This window comes from Pontibacter indicus (genome assembly GCF_900156345.1).
GTDB lineage: Bacteria > Bacteroidota > Bacteroidia > Cytophagales > Hymenobacteraceae > Pontibacter > Pontibacter indicus.
Window position 1 is genome coordinate 1,033,471 of record NZ_FTPP01000001.1, and the last position, 19,338, is coordinate 1,052,808.

A 19,338-nucleotide genomic window follows, 5' to 3' on the forward strand; every position below is an offset into this window, starting at 1 on the left:
CTCTTCATATATACCATACAGTACTGCATAAACGCGTATTTTGTTCTCCTAAATGGTGTCCTCGGATTGCGAAGCCTTGTTGCGGTCCACGACTTCCTGGAGTGTGAGCGCCAACAGCTTCTGTATTTCCTGCCAGCGGCCCCCACCCTGCTGCGGGAATTTCTGGTTTACTTCGAGCTCGATGCCTATGTACTCGTCAGCCTTAAACTTGCGACGCAGGTAGGTCGGGAAACCGTCGGCTATACCTAGGTATGGATAATTGAAGCGAATCAGCAAATCTTTGTCGGCTTTGTTTAGAGCGGTTTTCCATGCCTTGCTGTAAGCCTGTTCGTTTTTCCGTTTCGGGTCGTACAGGAGGCCGATGTCTGCCTGCCGCTCCTCACCGTTCAGGACGGGTGTGAAGGTATGCACAGCCACATGCAACACGCTTCTGCCTGCCGACACAAAATCTGACACCATTTGCTCCACTTGCTCCCGGTAAGGCTTGTAGTGTTTTTTCAGCAGGCGCTCCTTTTCAGTAGGCGGCAGCAACTGGGTATAAGCAGAGAATAGTTTGGCATGATGGAGGGATCGGTTCAGCTCTACCAAAAGCCGGCTCGTCTCTGAAAAAAAGCCTACATCCGCTATAGATCTCAGGGTATGATAAATTTCCAAAGCCCCGATATCGTAGCCCTGGTGTGTTTTAAGTATTTCTTCCTGCCCCTGAAAGAGTGGTGCATAGGCAGCGGGAATCTGGTTACCTCCGTGTTCGCAGGTCAGCAGTAGTCTCAGCATGGTTTTTCAGGTATAAATACGTCGCCATTTTGCAGGCAACGGGAAAGGCTCAGGTATACACGCTTTATGTCCTGCTCAGTTGGGTTCTCACCCATTGCTTCTACAATGCGCTTGGACAGGCAGCCGCGCGATAGGATGACGTTGAGGGCGTGGGCCACATGTGGCTGTTCTTCGAGGTTGAGCGTCTCGGCTACCAGGTGCTTCCAAAGCTCGCCTACGGTGCAGTTATCCTTGCAATCGAAACCAAAGCAATCGATAAAGTCACGGTCGTTGATCACGACTTCCTGGCCGCTGCGCACCACCTGCAAAAATAAATCCGACAAGCGGTTTTCGTCCCACTGCTTCAATTTGTCTATACCTACCCAACGCTCCGCTATCAGTGCCTGTATGGCCGCTACCACTGCTTGCAGCACGGCCAGGTCGGCCACCGGACTTTCCTGAATGTCGATGATGCGGATTTCGATGGCACTGCGGTCGAAGCGGGCGATGGCACCGCGTGAGTTCAGGAATTCCTCCTGCAGCACGCCCTCCGGATCGTGTGGCGCCACAGCTTCATACATGCGATTCAGGATCTGCTCCTCGTAATCCTTTTGCGTGAAAACCGGCTCGGGCACCACCTTGCCGGCAATGGCCGGAATTCGGCCCTGGTTTTTACGGTATACCTCCAGGCGCGTGTCCAGCAAACCCGAAGCCTTGCCGTCCAGCACAGGCGAGGACGCAGCCAACGCAGGTATAAGGGGCAGCACCATCCGGATGGCCGCATGCAGCTTTCCGAACTCCTCATCATCACCAAAAGGCAGGTTCAGGTGCGTGCTTTGCAGGTTGGCCCAGCCGTGCCCGCGACAATCGAAGATACGGTTATAGGCTTCGTACACGGCGTTGTGCTCGTGCGGCCAAAGTTTGGTCTCTTTGAAAGGATCCATCAAGGGGTGCGCTCCGGTCGGCAGCAGCATGGCGTTGTGCTTCTCGAGCAGCTGGTTGATCTTCCGGACGTGTTCCTGAAAATCGTTTTCCAAGCCGAGCAAGGTATGGGCAGGCGACTGCGTTTTGAGCTCTACCACATGCAGCACCAACTCGTTGGACCAGGCCATTTTGCCGAACTCCACATCCGACACATAGGCGCCCACCTCGTCGTAGATCAACTGGTCTGTGATGGGCCGCACCTGCAGGGTGTCCCGGTCCACGATCATATACTCCATTTCCACGCCATAGCCTTCAAACAGGTGCAGCGTCACGGGTTTAGTACTCATCTGTTTTAACGTTCTTGTTGTCATCTATGCGTTTCTTTATGGATTTAAGGATAGCGGTGTAAAGCTCTTTTTTGAGTATCTGGTCCTCGCAGCCGGCGTCGATGCTCGGGTTGTCATTTACCTCAATCACGTAGGCTTTGCCGTCTATCTCCTTAATATCCACTCCATACAGCCCGTTGCCGATCAGGTTCGCCGCTTTAATGGCCGTGTGCAGCACCACGAAGGGTACCTCTTCAAACGGCACCGTTTCATGATCCCCCTCTGTGTCGTTCTTCTTGCCGTTCCAGTTATAGATCTGCCAGTGTCCTTTGGCCATGAAGTACTTGCAGGCGTAGAGCGGTTGTTTGTCCAGAATGCCGATGCGCCAGTCAAAGTCCGTCGGGGTAAACTCTTGCCCGATGATCAACTCAGAATCAGCCAGCATTTCGTCCAACTCACGCTGCAGACCTTCGCTATCCTTGGCCTTTACGACACCTTGCGAAAAAGAGCTGTCCGGTTTTTTGAGCACGCACGGTATACCTAGCTCCTGCTCCACCAGCTCGCGGTTGTCTTTGTGGATGATCATGGTCTTGGGGATGGGCACTTTGGCTTTGGCAAGCAATTCGGCCAGGTATACCTTGTTGGTGCAACGCAGGATCGAGATCGGGTCGTCGATCACCACCAGGCCATCGGCATAGGCTTTGCGCGCGAACTTGTAGGTATGGTGATTCACCGAAGTGGTCTCGCGTATGAAGAGAGCATCAAACTCGGCCAGCCTGCGGTAATCGTCTTTCGTGATCATCTCCACATAAAAACCCATGCCCTCACCGGCCTCGACAAAGTGCTGCAGGGCCTTCTTATTAGAGGGCGGTTCTTTCTCGTTCGGATCGTGCAGAATGGCCAAGTCGTAGATTTTATTCCGGCCGATCTTAGCACCCGAAAAGCGGTGTCGGGCAAAGTAAGATTTGGCAAAGCGCACCAGGTAGCGCCAGTGATGCTCCGGCACATCGTTGATCGGTATGGCCGAAATGCTCTGCAGCACCCACTCATCTTTGTAGACGAACTGGGCCCGCAGGAGCGGTGCCTGGAACAGGTCATGCAATTGCTTACAAAGCTTCTCGTACTTCTGAGCCACATTCTGACCAAAGTAAATGCTAAGCGTGAAGGACTTGGACCGCAGACTTCCCAGCGTTTTGTGGATCAGGTCGTTGAGCTCCACCGTGATGGCCCGCACGATGGTGGGACTTTTGAGGTCCTGCATGGTGGCCACGCTAGGTATAGGTTTGTGCCCGCGCGCCTCGGCCAACAGCGACACGTAGTAGCCGGCACTCTGGTATTTATAGGAACGGCACAGGTTAAATATGCGGGCATTCTTGATGTCAGTATAAGTGGTATCGGTCAGATAAGTCTGCACATCCACTACTTCCACGTCTTCAATCGCCACATCCCAGTCTTTGGGATTATCCACTACAACTATTTTTCGCATGATTTATTCGTCGATGGGTTCAGCGTCCACTGGCTTTATGGCAAGCAGGTTGGCATCAAAAGTGGCCATGCCCAGCATAATGGAATTGAGCAGGTGCGATGCTTTCACCTCGTAGTAATTGTTTTTAAAGTAAGGGTTTTCTTTATAGGGGTCTGCCACCACAATCTGCTTCTGGTCGTCGGCAAAGCCACAGAGCACCACAAAATGCCCCATTGGGTAGCCGCGCACATCGTCGTAAATGGAGTTGCCCGCCTCGTCGCTCGTCTCGCGGGAGCTTTGGTACAAATAGGTGGCGCTGAGGCCGGTGAGCAGGGGAATGCCTTTCTCGAAATACTCGCGCAGCAGCCCTTTGGTCAGGTCCGTGCAGCGCAGCTCGCCTCCTCTTTGCAGAAAATCGATATAGGCCATGGTGGCCCGCCTGAACTTGGCGCCTTTCTTGAACTCCAGTTGATTCTCCAGTTTTTCAATGATCTCGTCGTTGCTGAGTTGGAACCAGGTTGGATCAAAAATATGCAGATTGTAGGTATAGATGCGGGCTTTATAACCTCGTTCCAGGGCATGACAAGCCAGTAGCACCTCCAGCGTACCGCCCTCGTCCAGATACGGTACTTCTTTGATTACCTCGCTCAGGGAGATGGAATCGTTGAAATAACGGTATACCGCGTGCAGACTAGTGGGTCCGCAAGTGGAATCGTCGGGTTGCGTATGGATCTTGATCGGAATCACAGGCAGCTTTTTTGTGTTGCACTTAAAACAGTGTGCCTGTTATACGCGGACCAGGAAAGAAGTTATCTGTATTTTAGAAAGAAGAAGTATGAGTATCTGGTAGGGCCGGCACCCTATTTGCGTTCAAAAAAAGGTAGCTTATGTTGGGTAATATGAGCTGAAAACGTATCTTGTCTTATATTAAATCCTGTTGATTATGAACTGGGCCTATCGAATTACAAAACGTGATAAAGTGGCATTTGCGCTAGGTTCAGTGTTTGCTATCATCATTCTGGCTAACTGGTTTGCCAGCTACAGCATTGGGCGGGTGAGTAACCAGTTCAGCGAAGTGTACCACGACCGACTGGTGCCCTCGCTGGTAATCTCGGATGTGATGGAACGCTCCTACCAAAACCGTCTGACGCTGGAAGACCACATCCTTTCCAGCGCTGCATCCGAGCACGATAGTCTGCACCAGTTGGTTACTGCCAATACAAAGGAGATTGAATCGCTTATCAACCAGTTCGCCAGAACATACCTAATTGAGCGCGAGAGTGTCGGTCTGGCAACCTATCAAAAAGAGTTTGCGAAACTCGTGGCTGTGCAGGACCGCATTCTGAAACTAAGCAGCGCGGGTGCGAAAGAAGAAGCGGAAAACCTGTACCGCACCGAAGGGCATCAGGCCTTCCTGCATTTGCTGGAGCCGCTGCATGAACTGATTAAGTTGCAGGGTGAGGTTGGTCAGGAATTGTACCAGTCAGCTGACCGACAGGTTAAAACGCTGAAAATACTCTCTTACTTGGTGATCGGCATGTCGGTGTTCATCGCCCTGCTGGTTGCCACGCTTCTGCAAGCCACCCGTAAGCTGAACAACATAAAACCACAGAATTTCGGATTGAATTAAGTTGGGGAGTTTAAGAGTTTGAGAGTTTAGGAGTTTAAAATTTTGATCCTTTATTTAAACACTAAAGGCCTGCTGGTGCAGGCCTTTAGTGTTTTCGAGGTATAGCGACGATTATAATTTAAGAGAAAAGGTTGATAAGATTCAAACTCACAACTTCCCAAACTCTCTAACTCCTAAACTTAACTCACTAACTCTTTCAGCGCCTTCTCTGCACGTTCAAAGTTAAACTCAGCGATGGCTTGCTGCATCAGAGTAGTGATCTGCTCGTTACACAGGTTGCCGAGGCTACCTTCGTGGGTGTGTTCTACCGAGTCAGGTATAGCAAAGGTACCCTGCTCAATGCTTTCTCCTACTTTTTTGTAGGCATCACGGAAGGGCAGTCCACCCAGCACTTCGGCATTCACCGCGTCTACGCTGAAGGCGTACTTGTACAGCTCATCTTCCATGATGCGGTCGCGCACTTTCAGCTGCGGCAGCATAAAGGCCATCATCTGCAGACAATCCTTCAGTGTGCTGATCGCCGGGAATAGGGATTCTTTGAGCAGCTGCAGTTCGCGGTGATACCCAGAAGGTAAGTTGATCAGGAGCATGGAGATCTCCGTTGGCAGAGCCTGTAGCCTGTTGCACTTACCGCGCATGATCTCGAACACGTCCGGATTCTTTTTATGCGGCATGATGCTGGAGCCGGTCGTCAGGTTATCCGGCAAAGTCACAAAAGCAAAGTTCTGGCTCATGTATAGGCACAGGTCCATGGACATACGCGCCAGTGTAGCCGCCACAGAAGCAATAGCCGTGCTTACCACCCGTTCTGTTTTGCCCCGTCCCATCTGCGCATACACCACATTGTAGTTCATCGTGCCGAAGCCAAGCAAGTCAGTGGTTAGTTGGCGGTTGAGCGGGAACGAAGAACCGTAACCGGCAGCTGAGCCCAGCGGGTTTTTGTCAACAATCTTGTAGGCCGACTGCAGTAGCAGCACATCATCTACTAGGCTCTCGGCATAGGCGCCAAACCAAAGTCCAAAAGAAGATGGCATGGCCACTTGCAGGTGGGTGTACCCAGGCAGTAATTTGTCTTTGTGTCGCTCACTCAGCTCCTGCAGCACATCAAAAAGCGCCTTCACCTCCTGCACCACTTGTTGCAGTTCATGGCGCAGGTATAGCTTCAGGTCCACTAGCACCTGGTCGTTGCGCGAGCGGCCGCTGTGAATTTTCTTGCCGGCTTCCCCCAGTTTGCGCGTTAGCTCCAGCTCAACCTGCGAGTGAATGTCCTCCACACCTGGCTCGATTGTAAAATCACCTGCCACAATGCGGTGGTAAATAGCCTTCATCTCCTGCTGCAACGCGTCCAGGTCTTCTTTACCGAGCAAGCCCACCTGCTCCAGCATGCGTGTGTGCGCCAGCGAACCCAGCACGTCAAAAGCAGCCAGCTGCATGTCAAATTCAGGGTCACGACCCACTGTAAATTCCTCTATCTCTTTTTTGACGTCGGTGTTCTTTTGCCAGAGTTTCATGATTTGATTGAGTGAGTTAGTGTTTGAGTGAATGAGTGATTTTTTTCTTTCTATCGTTTCGGACCCTAGTGAGAAATCTGAGATACTCGTCAGAACCGTGAACCAATCCAGATTTCTCCTATCGTCGAGATGACACTGAAGCGAAAAAGTTATTTAACTACCCTTTCTAAGATATCAATGTAAAGCGCTATACCTTCTTCGATCTCCTGCAGGTAAATAAACTCGTCTGCCATATGCGAACGAGCAGAATCACCGGGACCCAGCTTGAGCGAAGGTATGGAAAGCAGGGCTTGGTCAGAGGTTGTCGGGGAGCCGTAGGTAGTACGGCCCAATGCTATACCTGCCTGCACCAACGGATGCTCCATCGGGATAGACGATGGCTTCAGGCGCATGGAACGAGGCGTAACCTCGGCCTTCACATGCTGCCGTATCACCTCCAGCACTTCCTCCATGGAATAAGCATCCGTCAGGCGAACATCCACCGTGAATTTACATTTGTCCGGCACCACATTATGCTGTGAGCCAGCCTCTATCATGGTCACCGACATTTTCACAGGTCCCAGGTGCTCCGACACGTTCGGGAAACGGTAGGTCTGGAACCAGGTAATGTCCGGCAAGGCTTCGTAAATCGCATTCAAGCCTTCCTCCCGGGCGGCATGGCCTGAGCGACCCTTTGCAACACAGTCCAGTACCAGCAGGCCTTTCTCAGCCACTGCCAAATGCATCAACGTGGGTTCCCCGACAATAGCCGCTTCCAACTCACCCAATTCCGGCAAGATCAGCTCCAGTCCGTTTCTGCCGGATATTTCTTCCTCTGCCGTTGCGGCATACACCAGATTATACTTTAAATCCTGTTCTTCATAGAAATACAGGAAAGTAGCTAATAGCGATACCAGGCAACCGCCGGCATCATTGCTGCCTAAACCATACAGTTTCCCATCTTCAACAGTAGCTGCAAACGGGTTGCGGGTATAGCCGGTGTTGGGTTTTACCGTGTCGTGGTGCGAGTTGAGCAGCAGCGTAGGCAGTGACGGATCAAAGTGCTTGTTGAAGGCCCAGACATTGTTGAACTTACGGTTTACCGCTACTCCTTTTGATTGCAGAAAGGCGGCAATTACGTCCGCCGTTTTATCTTCTTCTCTACTGAAAGAAGGTATGGCGATCAGTCGCTGCAAGAGGTCCAGCGCCTGTGGGTATAGACTGTTTTTATCCATGCTTCAGCGAAATGGTGGTGCCTGTAAAACCTGAACCGGTGGCCAGCGATGGAAGCGCTTCAGCCTCTCCAATCAGCACTGCACTGACGCCATTCTGCAAAGCAGCAAAGGCGTTGTCGAGTTTCGGGATCATCCCGTCTTTCACCACGCCTTCAGTTTTCAAAGCGCTATACCGGTCTAGGTCAATGTGCGCAATCACAGAATCATCATTATCTGCATCGGCCAGTACGCCTTTCTTCTCGAAACAGTACACCAGCTTCACCGCAAAATGCGGCGCCAGTGCCGTTGCCAGCACTGAGGCAATGGTATCGGCATTGGTGTTCAATAGGCCGCCCTGACCGTCGTGTGTGAGTGGTGCAAATACCGGTGTTAGCCCTGCCTGTACCAGGGCATGTATGGCGGCAGCATTGATCGTTTCTGGACCAGCCACATCTCCCACAAAACCATAGTCAATGGTTTTGACAGGACGCTTAGTCGCAGGTATAGCATTGGCGTCGGCACCCGTCATGCCGATAGCGTTGCAGCCAAGTGCCTGCAGCTGCGCCACCACGTTCTTGTTGATCAGCCCAGCGTAAACCATGGTTACCAACTTGAGTGTTTCAGCGTCGGTCAGGCGTCGGCCCTCCACGTATTGTGGCTCTATCCCGAGCTGCAGCCCGATGGTAGAGGCGATTTTGCCACCGCCGTGCACCAGTATTTTCGGCCCGGGCAGCTGCGCGAAATCAATCAAAAAACGCTGCAGCCGCACCGGGTTGTCCAAAACATTGCCGCCGATTTTAATGATGTACATATGTTAAATAATGTGCTAATGTATAATGTGCAGATGGGTTAATGCTGTTTATCTGACTGTTACATTCTTTCTAATTGTCATCCTGAAAGGATCTTGGTAGCAAGTTGCAACGGCTTAACCTCCCTTCACATAAGATTCTTTCAGAATGACAATTAGTAGTGAACTTGTCTTTTTAGACTGACACATTTCCTTTTTAAGGGGAACTACTGGCTATTCGCTCCGCAGGTATAGATGCTGTAGTAACGCCTCAATCTATACCCTCAAGAGCAGCCAGAGTCTGCCCGATAGCTCACACTCACCAGAGACAAGCGAGGAAGAAACGAGTTCCTATAACGAATAACGATCAACGAAAAACGATTAACGATCAACCGCCTCCAACATACGCTTGAGTACAGCCTGAGCCGCATACAAGCGGTTGTTGGCCTGCTCGATCACCAGGGAGTTTGGTCCGTCCAGTACTTCATGGCTGAGCTCCAGACCGCGGCGCACCGGGAGGCAGTGCATTACTTTCGCATTATTAGTCAGTGCCAGCTTTTCGTTGGTAATCATCCAGCCCTGGCCGTCAGTCAGCACTTTGCCGTATTGCTCGTAGCTCGACCAGTTTTTGACGTACACAAAGTCGGCATTTTTTAGCGCCTCGTCCTGGTTGTGCAGCACCTGGGCGCCTTGGGTGAACTCCTCGGCCAGGTCGTAGTCCTCCGGATTGGTGATCACCAGTTCTACATCGGCCTGCTGCATCCACTCGGCAAAAGAGTTGGCCACGCAGTGCGGGATCGGCTTGATGTGCGGTGCCCAGCTTAGGACTACCTTCGGCTTCTTTCCAGCCGCAGCCTGTTCTTTGATCGTGATCAGGTCGGCCAGGCTCTGCAGTGGGTGGCGTGTCGCTGACTCCAGGCTCACGATCGGCACGCCGGTCAGTTCAATGAACTTCTTGAGCAAATCCTCGCTGTAGTCCTCTTCTCTGTCTTGCAGCTTCGGGAAAGAGCGGATGCCGATGATGTCGCAGTACTGGCCCATCACAGCGGCCGCCTCCCGGATGTGCTCCACCGTGGAGCCGTCCATGATCACGCCGTCCTGCGTTTCCAGTGCCCAGCCCTCTTTATCCAGGTTCATCACCATCACGTTCATGCCCAGGTTCATACCTGCCTTCTGCGTGCTCAGGCGGGTGCGCAGGCTGGGATTCATGAAGATCAGGCCAAGGGTTTTGTCCTGTCCGAGGGTTTTATTGGCGTATGGTGCTTTCTTTAGTTCAAGTGCTTCGTTCACCAGTGCGGCTACATCCTGCACATCTTTTACGGAAGTGAATTGCTTCATTAGGCGACTACTTTTTTGGCGAGAATAGAAGAGAATGCTTTGATAAACTGGTCTGCTTCGGCTTTGGAGATGGTCAGGGCCGGGAGCAGACGCAGCGTGTTTTTGTTGGAGGAGCTGCCCGTGAAGATGCAGTGCTGATTCAGCAGTTCTTTGCGTATGCCTGCACAAGGCTCGTGCAGCTCAATGCCGATCATCAGGCCCTGGCCTCGTACGGCCTTCACACCTGGCATACCTTCCAGCTTCTCTTTCAGGTAATGGCCCATGATAGTGGCGTTTTCCAGCAACTCTTCTTTCTCGATCACCTCCAACACCGCAATGGATGCCGCGCAGGCCAGGTAGTTACCGCCGAAGGTAGTTCCCAGCATCCCATGGCGTGCCTCAATCTCGGGGCTGATAAGCACACCGCCAACCGGGAAGCCATTGCCCATACCTTTGGCCACCGTAATCAGATCCGGCTTGATGCCGGCATGCTGGTGCGCGAAGAATTTGCCTGAACGTCCGTAACCCGACTGCACCTCATCCAGAATCAGGAGAGCGCCCACTTTTTTACAGCCCGAATCTAACGCTTTCAGGAAATCAGTTGTCGGAATGTTTACCCCTCCTACACCCTGTATCCCTTCCACAATCACCGCAGCCAGTTCCTGTCCGTGCTGTTGCAACGTCTCATCAAAAGCCACTACATCGTTGAAAGGCACAAAGATGATATTCTCGGTCTGGTTGATCGGTGCCACGATAGACGGGTCATCGGTAGCTGCTACAGCGGCTGAGGTTCGACCATGGAAAGAGGCGGAGAAAGAGATGACTTTCTTGCGGCCTGTCTGGAAAGAAGCCAGTTTCAGGGCGTTTTCGTTTGCCTCGGCGCCGGAGTTGCACAAAAACAGGCTATATTCTTTGTAGCCACTGAGTCTGCCCAGTTTCTCGGCAAGTTCCTGCTGCAGCGGCATCTGCACGGCGTTGGAATAAAAGCCGATGTCGTATAGCTGGCGCGCGATGCGCTTCACGTAGTGTGGGTGAGAGTGACCGATCGAGATCACGGCGTGGCCGCCATAAAGGTCAAGGTATTTTTTGCCTTCCTTATCCCATACGGTCAGTCCGGCGGCTCTTACTGGCTCGATATTAAAGAGCGGGTATACATCAAAGAGGTTCATGGCTATAGAATTAGATGTAGGAGGTGAGAAAATAGATGTAGAAAAGTGTTCTGGGGTACTGTAGCATATTGCTAAATTGTTAATTGCTGATTGTTAATTGTTTAATCCTGCATGTATGGCGCGAGCGTCCTCGCTCGTGATTTGCTATCGTGGTGCCTCTGGCCCGTTGTGCTAAACTGCGAAAACAAACAACTGGGCCAGAGCCCCCTTCATATTAAACACGAGCGAGGACGCTTGCGCTATTCAGACTTAAAACGCTGTCGCTTTCAACTTCAGCCCGGTAGTTTCCTCAAGACCGAACACCAAATTCATGTTCTGCACGGCCTGGCCGGCGGCACCTTTCAGCAGGTTGTCAATCAAGCTGGTGATCACGAGCATCTGACCGTGCTTCTGCAGGTGGAGCACGCATTTGTTGGTGTTCACCACTTGCTTCAGGTCCGCATGCTGGTCAGTCACGATGGTGAAAGGGTGACCTTCGTAGTAGCCTTTGTACAGCGCCTGCGCCTCTTCCAGCGATAAGTCCGTCTGCAAGTAAGCTGTGATGAAAATGCCTCTGGCAAAGGGCCCGCGGTAAGGTATAAAGTGGATGTTCGGCTGGTTCTCCGGCTGCAAGCTCAGCAGGCTGCGCTTGATCTCGCGCATGTGCTGGTGCTCCATCACTTTGTAAGTCGAGATGTTTTCGGTGCGCCAGCTGAAATGCGAGGTCGCGCTCAGACTTTGTCCAGCCCCTGTCGAACCGGTGATACCGCTTACATGCACTTCCGAGGTCAACAGGTTTTGATCTGCAAGCGGTAACAACGCCAGCTGTATACCTGTCGCAAAGCAACCCGGGTTGGCGACGAACTGCGCCTCTTTGATGCGCGCACGCTGCAGCTCCGGCAAGCCGTAGACAAAGCTCCGGCCGTCGGCCTCTACATTGGCAGTGGCCGTGCATTCGTTCCAGCGAAAATCCTGGCTCAGGTCTATGATTTTTGTCCCGTCTGCTACCTCATTTTCAGCCAGATATTTAGCTGCTTCCCCGTGACCAGCGCAAAGGAAAAGTACATCCACCGAAGCACTCGCCCCGGCAGAAAATACCAGCTCCGTCTCGCCCAGGAGATCTGGGTGCGAAGAAGAGACCGGCTTGCCGGTCTGGCTGCGGCTTTGCACAAAGGCCAGCTCTACATTGGGGTGCAGCAGCAGTAAGCGCAGCAGCTCGCCTCCGGCATACCCTGCTCCGCCTACTATACCTGCTTTAATGGATTGCGCCATTAGAATTCAGTGTTATTGATCTTGTGATACATCATGGCCTGGTTGCCGAATATCTTGGAGAAGCCTTTCACATCCTCTCCGGACCAGGCATTGTTCATCTCACCGTAGCTGCCGAATTTCGACGACATCAGGTCATAGTCCGATTCGATGCCTTCTACCTGGAAACGGTATGGCGCCAGCAAAACGTGTACTTTGCCGGTCACATTCTCCTGCGTTTCCTGCAGGAAAGCCTCGATATTGCGCATGGTCGGGTCGATGAACTGTCCTTCGTGCAGCCAGTTGCCATACCAGGTCGACAATTGGTCTTTCCAGTAGAGCTGCCACTTAGTGAGCACGTGCTTCTCCAGGGTATGGTGCGCTTTGATGATTACCATCGGAGCTGCTGCTTCAAAACCAACACGGCCTTTGATGCCGATGATGGTATCCCCTACGTGGATATCACGGCCAATGGCAAAAGCACCGGCTATACCTTGCAGCGCCTGGATGGCCTGCACCGGGCTTTCATATGTTTTGTCGTTTATACCTACTAGCTCGCCTTTCACGAAGTGCAGGGTTATGCGCTCCGGCTGCTCTTTGGTGAGCTGCGTCGGATAGGCCGATTCTGGCAGTGGCTGGTGCGAGGTCAGGGTTTCTTTGCCGCCTACGGAGGTACCCCAGATGCCTTTGTTGATGGAGTACTGTGCTTTCACGAAGTCATACTCCACGCCATGCCGCTTCAGGTACTCGATCTCCTCTTCACGCGAAAGCTTCATGTCGCGGATCGGGGTGATGATCTCAATATTTGGGATCATGATGTGAAAGATCATGTCGAAGCGCACCTGGTCGTTGCCGGCGCCGGTGCTGCCGTGTGCCACGTAATCGGCACCAAGGGCTTTGGCGTGGCGGGCAATGGCCATGGCCTGCGTCACGCGCTCGGCGCTAACCGACAGCGGATAGGTGTTGTTCTTGAGCACGTTCCCGAAAACCAGGTACTTGATGCAGCTCTGGTAGTAGTACTCGGTCTCGTCGAGGTTGGTGTGCTGCGCCACGCCCAGGACATAGGCGCGCTGCTCGGTCTGTTGCAGTTCATCCTCAGAAAATCCGCCGGTGTTCACTAATACCGAATGTACTTCCAGTCCTTTTTCTTCTTTCAGGTACTTTACACAGTAAGAGGTGTCAAGGCCGCCGCTGAAGGCTAAAACAACTTTCTTCTTCATGTCTTTTTTAGATGCTTGTAGGGTTCGTGTTTTGGTTTCCGTGGCTTTGTGCAAAGGTGCCATAGCCAACAGGTATAGACGGCTCTTCCACAGGTGTCAGAATCTGCACCTGCTCGCGCGCAATGGGTTTCTGCTCACGGGCCGGATCGTACAGCATGGCCGTGCAAAGACAGTTGCTGCGATTCTTCATCGTCAGGATCTCGTAGTTCACGCAGCTCTTGCAGCCCTCCCAGAAAGCGTCATCATCCGTCAGCTCCGAGTAAGTCACCGGACGGTAGCCCAGGTCGGAGTTGATCTTCATTACAGCCAAACCGGTGGTCAGTCCGAAAATCTTGGCGTCCGGGTATTTAGTGCGCGAGAGCTCGAAAATCTTCATCTTGATCAGCTTGGCCAGTCCGCTTTTGCGCAGCTCAGGCGACACGATCAGGCCCGAGTTGGCCACATACTTGCCGTGGCTCCAGGTCTCGATGTAGCAGAAGCCGGCCCACACACCGTTTACGTCCAGTGCGATCACGGCCTTTCCCTCCAGCATTTTCTGGGCGATGTATTCCGGCGTGCGCTTGGCTATACCTGTGCCCCTGGCCTTGGCCGACGACTCCATTTCGTCGCAGATCTGTGCAGCGTATGAAGTGTGTTGCGCTGTGGCAACCGTAATGATAAAAGGAGATGGCGTCATTTTAAAAATAATATACCGGGGCCATGCCTGTGCATAACCTGCTGATACAGAATTAAAAATACTAGAAACATTGTCGTGAAAAAGTTATGCGGGTGCGCATACCTTCGTCAGGCAACATCAAAAACATACATCGTATTGGGAAGATTGACTACTGCGTAGGTAGTCCGGAAGCACGTCGGCCTAGGGCCTGTAGCGGACCACGGCGTTAATGGCCCTCAAAACTACCCTGGCAGACAGGATAGAAAAAGACGCACCCTTCAGAGAAAGGTGATTTACCATCACAGATGATAAAGTCGACTTTTTTTTCATTTCAATTTGTTGGTTCAAATTTTTTAAAAACAGGTCTTTGCCTGTTTCGGAAAGCAAAGATTTGCAATTAATATCGGTATCTACAACAAATAGTTGTAGATTATGCTAAAAATTACACCTTACTACAAAATGTTACAACATAAAGTTTAAAAGCACTCCTATTTCTTATGGCTGGCAGGCAAAAACTGAGTTGGTGACAAGTAAGCTTGCCGGAAATTTTGGCTGCTTTGCGTATCTTGCAGTGCAATGAAGAATTTATCCCTGACCGTTATCATCGGCATTCTTTTTTCTGCCATCGGCACAGCCTCCCTGTTCATAACCCAGAATCCGCTTATGGCCGCCGTCTGGCTCAGTTTTGGCAACGGCCTTATTCTATCCAATCTGCGCTTTTCCAGACCCGATGCAGCAGGCAATATGGTGGCCGCTCCTATACCGAAGGTAAGAATCTATGTCGGTGTTGCCCTTATTGCGATGGCTGTTATATTATTGGGCGTGCAGGTATACTCCGATTTGCAGTAAGCTTGCGTTAGATCCTGCTCTGCAGCACCATCTCAACGTTTACCAGTTTGGAGTCCCGCTTCAGCTTCAGTCTCACCTTGCGGCCTGGCTTACTTTCGAAAAGCTCCAGCAGCTCGTCCAGCGCCAGTTCAGTGCAATCGCGACCGTTGATGTTGATGAGTTGATCGCCGGGCAGTAGTCCGCTCGCTTTGGCGGGCGAATCGTCTATCACATGCGACACGATGTAGAAGTTGGCTCCGGGCAGCGGCGTGCTGATCTCAAAGCCCGTCATGTTGTAATAAAACGGTTCGCTGTACTTGCTGTTAGGCACCAGCATCATGCGCTGGTTCGGATAGTCGAAGATCACCGTGAAGCGCTTCAGTATATCAGACCCCAGGTTGCCGTTGCGGTTCGCCAGATTGAGTGCCGCCTTGATCGACTCTTCATCAGGATAAGAGGCCGGTAGGTTGAGGAGCTCGTATTTGCCCAGCGAAAAACTGTTGATGCGACCAATCTTGCCTTTGATGTCACCGCTCAGCCCCCGGCCCAGGTAGGCTTCCATCACTTTAGGCGGCAGTTGCAAGCGCTCGTCTGTGGGCAGGTATAGCGATATGGAATGACTGGCCCCTGTGTCGATCACTAGTTTCACTTTAATGTCATCCCCGTTGTGCTGCCGTACTCCCGCTTCTACATAGGCCTTGGTGTTTTCGATATGCAGTGGGTATACTTCCCCTTTTTTCGGGATCTTGAGATTAATGTCCGGCCGGTAGAGCGTCAGGGTTTTGTTGCTGTAATTGATCTTGACAATGAAATTCCGGAAGATGTCGTATCCGATGATGCCGTGAATGGCCATGCCCATGCGCATCGATAGGTTGAAAATGTCTTCCATCAGCACATAAACCTGGTGATTGACACCCACGATGCCCGGCATGCGCATTAAGTTTCCCTTAGAGTAGATCGCCTCCAGTTCGTGCCCGGTGCCCAGACCTTGTAAAGAAATGCGTCCGGCCTCGTTCAGGCTCAATGAATCGGAGTAATGCAGGCGGGTAATCAGGGTGTTTTTGACGCCGGAATCGAGTATGAAATTGAGCTGTTTAGAATCGTTGATCTGCACCGGAATGATGATCAGGTTATGCACCAGTTTGAAAGGAAGGGTAACGCTTTTGCGCTTGGAGGTAAAGTAGACAGTATCAGAGGCAAAATCCTGCGCCTTTGCTTCAGAAAACAACAGACAGAAGCAGAGACAAAGCAGAAAGAAAGGAGAAAACCTTGCCATGACAAAACCTACATAAGATACAGATAATCAGCCTGATTAGTATACGTAGATTCCAGCATAAAATGGTATGTTTACTTAAACTCATTGTTTAAATACCATACCTGCGCCAACCTTGATCAGAAAGGACTCTTACTTTTATTGATTGAATCGCCGTTTGGGCACTGTTATAAAAGGCATCGCTATACCTGTCGGATTACCTAATAGTACTCCATCACCTTTAAATTCCAAACTATACCTGTTCTAAATTATAAAAAGGCTGTTTCCACTGATCGTATACCTGATCAGCAGAAACAGCCTTTGCTATACCTTTGCTTTTAGTTCTGGTTAAACTTCAGCAGCGTGGCTATACCTATCCTGAAACCGATCTCCTGAAATTTTCTGTCATTAAACGAAGCGGCCGTTTCGATGCGGAACACACGGAACACGTTGTCGAGCGAGTAGCCTACTTCGTAATAGTGCGGCGAGTGCTCGGTTTTGAGGTAGTTGAAGAAAATGTTCTCCTTTATACCCGTGAAGCGCACCTCAGGTATCTGGGTGAGCAGGAACTTGCGGAACTGGTAATGCGTGTGCGCCGAAAAATAGGCTCCATTCGTGCTGTACTGGTAATAGTCGAGCAGGCGGAATGAGCCGGCCGGCTTGAGGCTGCTCAGGATGGTGCGGTTGCCGTCGAAATGGTTGTAGTCCATGAAGTACATGCTCCTGTTGTTGAGGAAAGTGCCGCCACGAAGTTCGAACTCCAGTTTGCCCCGCACCCCAAAGGCCAGCGCATGGTTGACGCCCAGCTGCACCTGGTCGAAGTTCACGTCGCTGCCCAGCACACCTGCTATACCTTTGCGGTACATGAATAACAGTTCCGGCGAGCGCTCCATGATCGGAATTTTCCGGCCATTATACATCCGGTAGCGCTGCACCGGACGGTAACTCACATTAGCCTGCAACACCAGCGATTCGTGCTTCGGAAATTCGGTGGTCTCCAGTTCCACATTATCCGGCGTGCTGGGGGTAAAGGTTCTGTCTTCGTCGGTATAGAAGAAACTGCGGTCGGTGTTGTTGTAGAGTTGGTTGCGCTGCGACCACTCCACGTTGCCACTCACCTTCAGCCACACCGAAGGCTTATACTCGAAGCCTGTCTCGACAAAGCTCTTTTCGTAGATCTTCATGTAATTGCGGCGGAAGAGCAGCGTGCTGAGCGTGTTGATGTGCGGGTGGATCGGGTTGTCGCTGTTGAACTGCTCCACAAACTGGCCGCCCTCCAGGTATAGGGAATGCGACTTGCCCTTGCTCCGGACAGCATGCGACACGCGGGCCTTGGCGTAGAACTCCTCACTGTCGAAGCCATACCGGAAAGTGGGCGCTACCTCAAACGTCCGGCGCAAGCTGTCGTACTGGTGGCGCAGTTTGCCGCTCAGGTTCACGTTCCAGCCTTCCACGGTGTTGTAGTACACATTGGCAAAAGTCGGGTCGATGTTGATACGGGTTCTAGGCGATAGACGGTAGCCTCCACCCATTAACAGGTCCTGAGGCTTGAATTTCTTCTTCTTGATCACCTTGGTCGAGTCTTTGCCCGTCAGCTCGGCCGATTTGATCTGTGCCAATGAATCGTCGCGCTGATAGCCCCTGATCTCCTTCTCGCTCAGCGGCACAGGGCGTATGGACTCCCAGTAAGCAGAGTCACGCTTGGTGGCCAGTTTGTCGACGGTATAGCTGCGCTCCGACACCACTTCCGGGTCCTTACGTTCCTTGAGCGCCTCCTTCTCCTGCTCCAAAATCAGTTGCCGGAACTGCTTGCGCGTGAGCTTGTCCTGGTTGGCCAGCGCCTCCAGGTTGGGGTTCTTGTTGCTCGATTTGATGGCGGCAATCGCCTCCGGTACATCTTCCACCTTCTCGTCGATGATCTCTTTAGGCGCCACGAGCTTTTTATTCAGTACCACTTTGTAATCAGAGCTGGAGGCCAGGTAGCGGAATTCGCCGCCAAAACCCATCACCTTGCCCGAGAAATGAAACTGGTGCGTGGTCGGCATCCAGACAGTCGGGGCCACTTCCGCATAGTTCTGCTTCACCCGGATTGGGAAGCCCATCATGCTGGTTTTGAGGTCGAGGCTGTGAATGGCCCAATAGCCTTCGATGATGTAGATGTAGCCCTCAAACACATTGTCGCCGCGAGAGCGTGGGGTCACCTTGATCTTGTTCACGTCGATGTTTCCTTCCTGAAAACTGCCTTCGTACTGGAACTTGTAGTAGGCGAAGGCAGAGCGCGAAAGCGGTGAGACCATCTCCGCCACTTTGTCGTTGTAGAAACTCGCACTGACAAACATCATCGGCGAAATGGTGCCTTTGTTGTCGCCGGACGTGCGGATGGAGATGACCTTCTCCTCAAACTTGTTGGGCTGCGCAAACTTGATCTCGCTCACCGACTCCACGGTATAGGCCTCGTTCAGCTTCACGCCTTCCTCTTTGAGTTTGTTCTTCAGGAAGAAGGGCGCGTTGGTCAGCTCCCCAGTGCCCTTCACGTATACCTTCATCTGATAGCTGTCGTACTGCAGCAGGTGGTATTTCTTTTTGGCGATGGCCTTGCGCATGATGGTGTAGGCCGGGTCCTCTCCTTTCCCTTTCACCTGCACTTCCTTCAACGCAAAGGACTGCTCACCTAACCTAAAGTCGCGCTGCACCCACTTGTCCGTTATCTCTACCTCCACCTGCTGCGCTTCGTAGCCAATGTATTTTACCACTACCGTGTGCTTACCGGCTGGCAGCTTGATTTCATAATCGCCGTTTGCGTTGCTCGACGAGCCGTTGTTTAGGTTGGTGATGTAGACCGAGGCAAAGGGCAGCGCCTCGCCTTTCTGGTTTTTGATGCTGCCGCGTATACCTTGGGCAGAAAGTGAAAGCTGTGACAGAACCAGCAAAAAGGTAAGAAAAGAAGCTAAAAAACGCATTGTAAGAAAGGTATAGAAAGCTTAAAAGATAAGTAAAAAGGGCCTAGCACATCAGGCATATCGGAAGGGAGCAAATCGGGGAAGGCGGGTGCCTGAAACACCGGAGTAGCGGAGTGTTAGT

Annotated in this window: 16 protein-coding genes; 2 read left to right on the forward strand and 14 right to left on the reverse strand. The window is 51.9% G+C overall.

The annotated features are described in order from the left end of the window. Positions 1-48 precede the first annotated feature (48 nt). The 4 genes from B0B12_RS04445 to B0B12_RS04460 are packed head-to-tail and all read right to left on the reverse strand — an operon-like array spanning position 49 to position 4,215. On the reverse strand, positions 49-774 hold the full coding sequence (locus B0B12_RS04445; RefSeq protein ID WP_076666258.1) for an N-formylglutamate amidohydrolase: 726 nt from the start codon (positions 772-774) through the stop codon (positions 49-51). After that, entirely contained in the window at positions 768-2,024 is a 1,257-nt protein-coding gene (locus B0B12_RS04450; RefSeq protein WP_076666259.1) for a carboxylate-amine ligase, read from the reverse strand. The genes B0B12_RS04445 and B0B12_RS04450 overlap by 7 nt, the downstream gene beginning before the upstream one ends. After that, positions 2,014-3,489, reverse strand: coding sequence for a RimK family protein (locus tag B0B12_RS04455; protein WP_076666260.1), 1,476 nt, complete (start codon positions 3,487-3,489; stop codon positions 2,014-2,016). Before B0B12_RS04455 ends, B0B12_RS04450 begins: the two co-directional genes overlap by 11 nt. A gap of 3 nt (positions 3,490-3,492) precedes the next feature. Then, positions 3,493-4,215 (reverse strand): peptidase-C39 like family protein, encoded by a 723-nt coding sequence (locus B0B12_RS04460; protein ID WP_076666261.1) that lies wholly within the window; start codon positions 4,213-4,215, stop codon positions 3,493-3,495. Positions 4,216-4,447: 232 nt separating this feature from the next. Between B0B12_RS04460 and B0B12_RS04465 the strand changes: the two genes are divergently transcribed. Then, positions 4,448-5,098 carry an MCP four helix bundle domain-containing protein gene (locus tag B0B12_RS04465; RefSeq protein WP_244554592.1) on the forward strand — a complete coding sequence of 217 codons (651 nt, stop codon included), beginning with the start codon at positions 4,448-4,450 and terminating at the stop codon, positions 5,096-5,098. Positions 5,099-5,277: 179 nt separating this feature from the next. Here B0B12_RS04465 and argH read toward each other — a convergent pair whose 3' ends face one another. The 8 genes from argH to B0B12_RS04505 all read right to left on the reverse strand — a co-directional run bounded on the left by argH (position 5,278) and on the right by B0B12_RS04505 (position 14,198). Next, positions 5,278-6,609 carry an argininosuccinate lyase gene (argH, locus tag B0B12_RS04470; RefSeq protein WP_076666263.1) on the reverse strand — a complete coding sequence of 444 codons (1,332 nt, stop codon included), beginning with the start codon at positions 6,607-6,609 and terminating at the stop codon, positions 5,278-5,280. Between the two features lie 149 nt (positions 6,610-6,758). Next, a complete protein-coding gene (locus tag B0B12_RS04475; protein WP_076666264.1) occupies positions 6,759-7,823 on the reverse strand; it encodes a M20 family metallo-hydrolase in 1,065 nt (354 codons plus the stop codon). Next, the gene (gene argB / locus B0B12_RS04480; RefSeq protein ID WP_076666265.1) at positions 7,816-8,613 is read right to left on the reverse strand and encodes an acetylglutamate kinase; all 798 of its coding nucleotides are present in this window, start codon (positions 8,611-8,613) and stop codon (positions 7,816-7,818) included. The genes B0B12_RS04475 and argB overlap by 8 nt, the downstream gene beginning before the upstream one ends. A 357-nt stretch (positions 8,614-8,970) precedes the next feature. Further along, positions 8,971-9,927 carry an N-acetylornithine carbamoyltransferase gene (locus tag B0B12_RS04485; RefSeq protein WP_076666266.1) on the reverse strand — a complete coding sequence of 319 codons (957 nt, stop codon included), beginning with the start codon at positions 9,925-9,927 and terminating at the stop codon, positions 8,971-8,973. Then, on the reverse strand, positions 9,927-11,075 hold the full coding sequence (locus B0B12_RS04490) for an aspartate aminotransferase family protein (RefSeq protein WP_076666267.1): 1,149 nt from the start codon (positions 11,073-11,075) through the stop codon (positions 9,927-9,929). The genes B0B12_RS04485 and B0B12_RS04490 overlap by 1 nt, the downstream gene beginning before the upstream one ends. Positions 11,076-11,324: 249 nt before the next feature. Then, the gene (gene argC / locus B0B12_RS04495; protein ID WP_076666268.1) at positions 11,325-12,326 is read right to left on the reverse strand and encodes an N-acetyl-gamma-glutamyl-phosphate reductase; all 1,002 of its coding nucleotides are present in this window, start codon (positions 12,324-12,326) and stop codon (positions 11,325-11,327) included. Next, positions 12,326-13,522, reverse strand: a complete 1,197-nt coding sequence (gene argG, locus B0B12_RS04500) for an argininosuccinate synthase (RefSeq protein WP_076666269.1) — start codon at positions 13,520-13,522, stop codon at positions 12,326-12,328. The genes argC and argG overlap by 1 nt, the downstream gene beginning before the upstream one ends. Positions 13,523-13,529: 7 nt before the next feature. After that, positions 13,530-14,198 (reverse strand): N-acetyltransferase, encoded by a 669-nt coding sequence (locus tag B0B12_RS04505; RefSeq protein ID WP_076666270.1) that lies wholly within the window; start codon positions 14,196-14,198, stop codon positions 13,530-13,532. Between the two features lie 555 nt (positions 14,199-14,753). On the opposite strand from B0B12_RS04505, the gene B0B12_RS04510 reads away from it, so the two are divergent. Beyond that, complete coding sequence (locus B0B12_RS04510; RefSeq protein ID WP_076666271.1) at positions 14,754-15,026, forward strand: hypothetical protein; 273 nt, start codon at positions 14,754-14,756, stop codon at positions 15,024-15,026. 7 nt (positions 15,027-15,033) lie between these two features. Here B0B12_RS04510 and B0B12_RS04515 read toward each other — a convergent pair whose 3' ends face one another. Both B0B12_RS04515 and B0B12_RS04520 read right to left on the reverse strand, forming a co-directional pair. Beyond that, positions 15,034-16,281 carry an aspartyl protease family protein gene (locus B0B12_RS04515; RefSeq protein WP_076666272.1) on the reverse strand — a complete coding sequence of 416 codons (1,248 nt, stop codon included), beginning with the start codon at positions 16,279-16,281 and terminating at the stop codon, positions 15,034-15,036. A 314-nt stretch (positions 16,282-16,595) separates the two neighbouring features. Further along, complete coding sequence (locus B0B12_RS04520) at positions 16,596-19,187, reverse strand: DUF5686 and carboxypeptidase regulatory-like domain-containing protein (RefSeq protein ID WP_244554593.1); 2,592 nt, start codon at positions 19,185-19,187, stop codon at positions 16,596-16,598. Between the last annotated feature and the right edge of the window lie 151 nt (positions 19,188-19,338).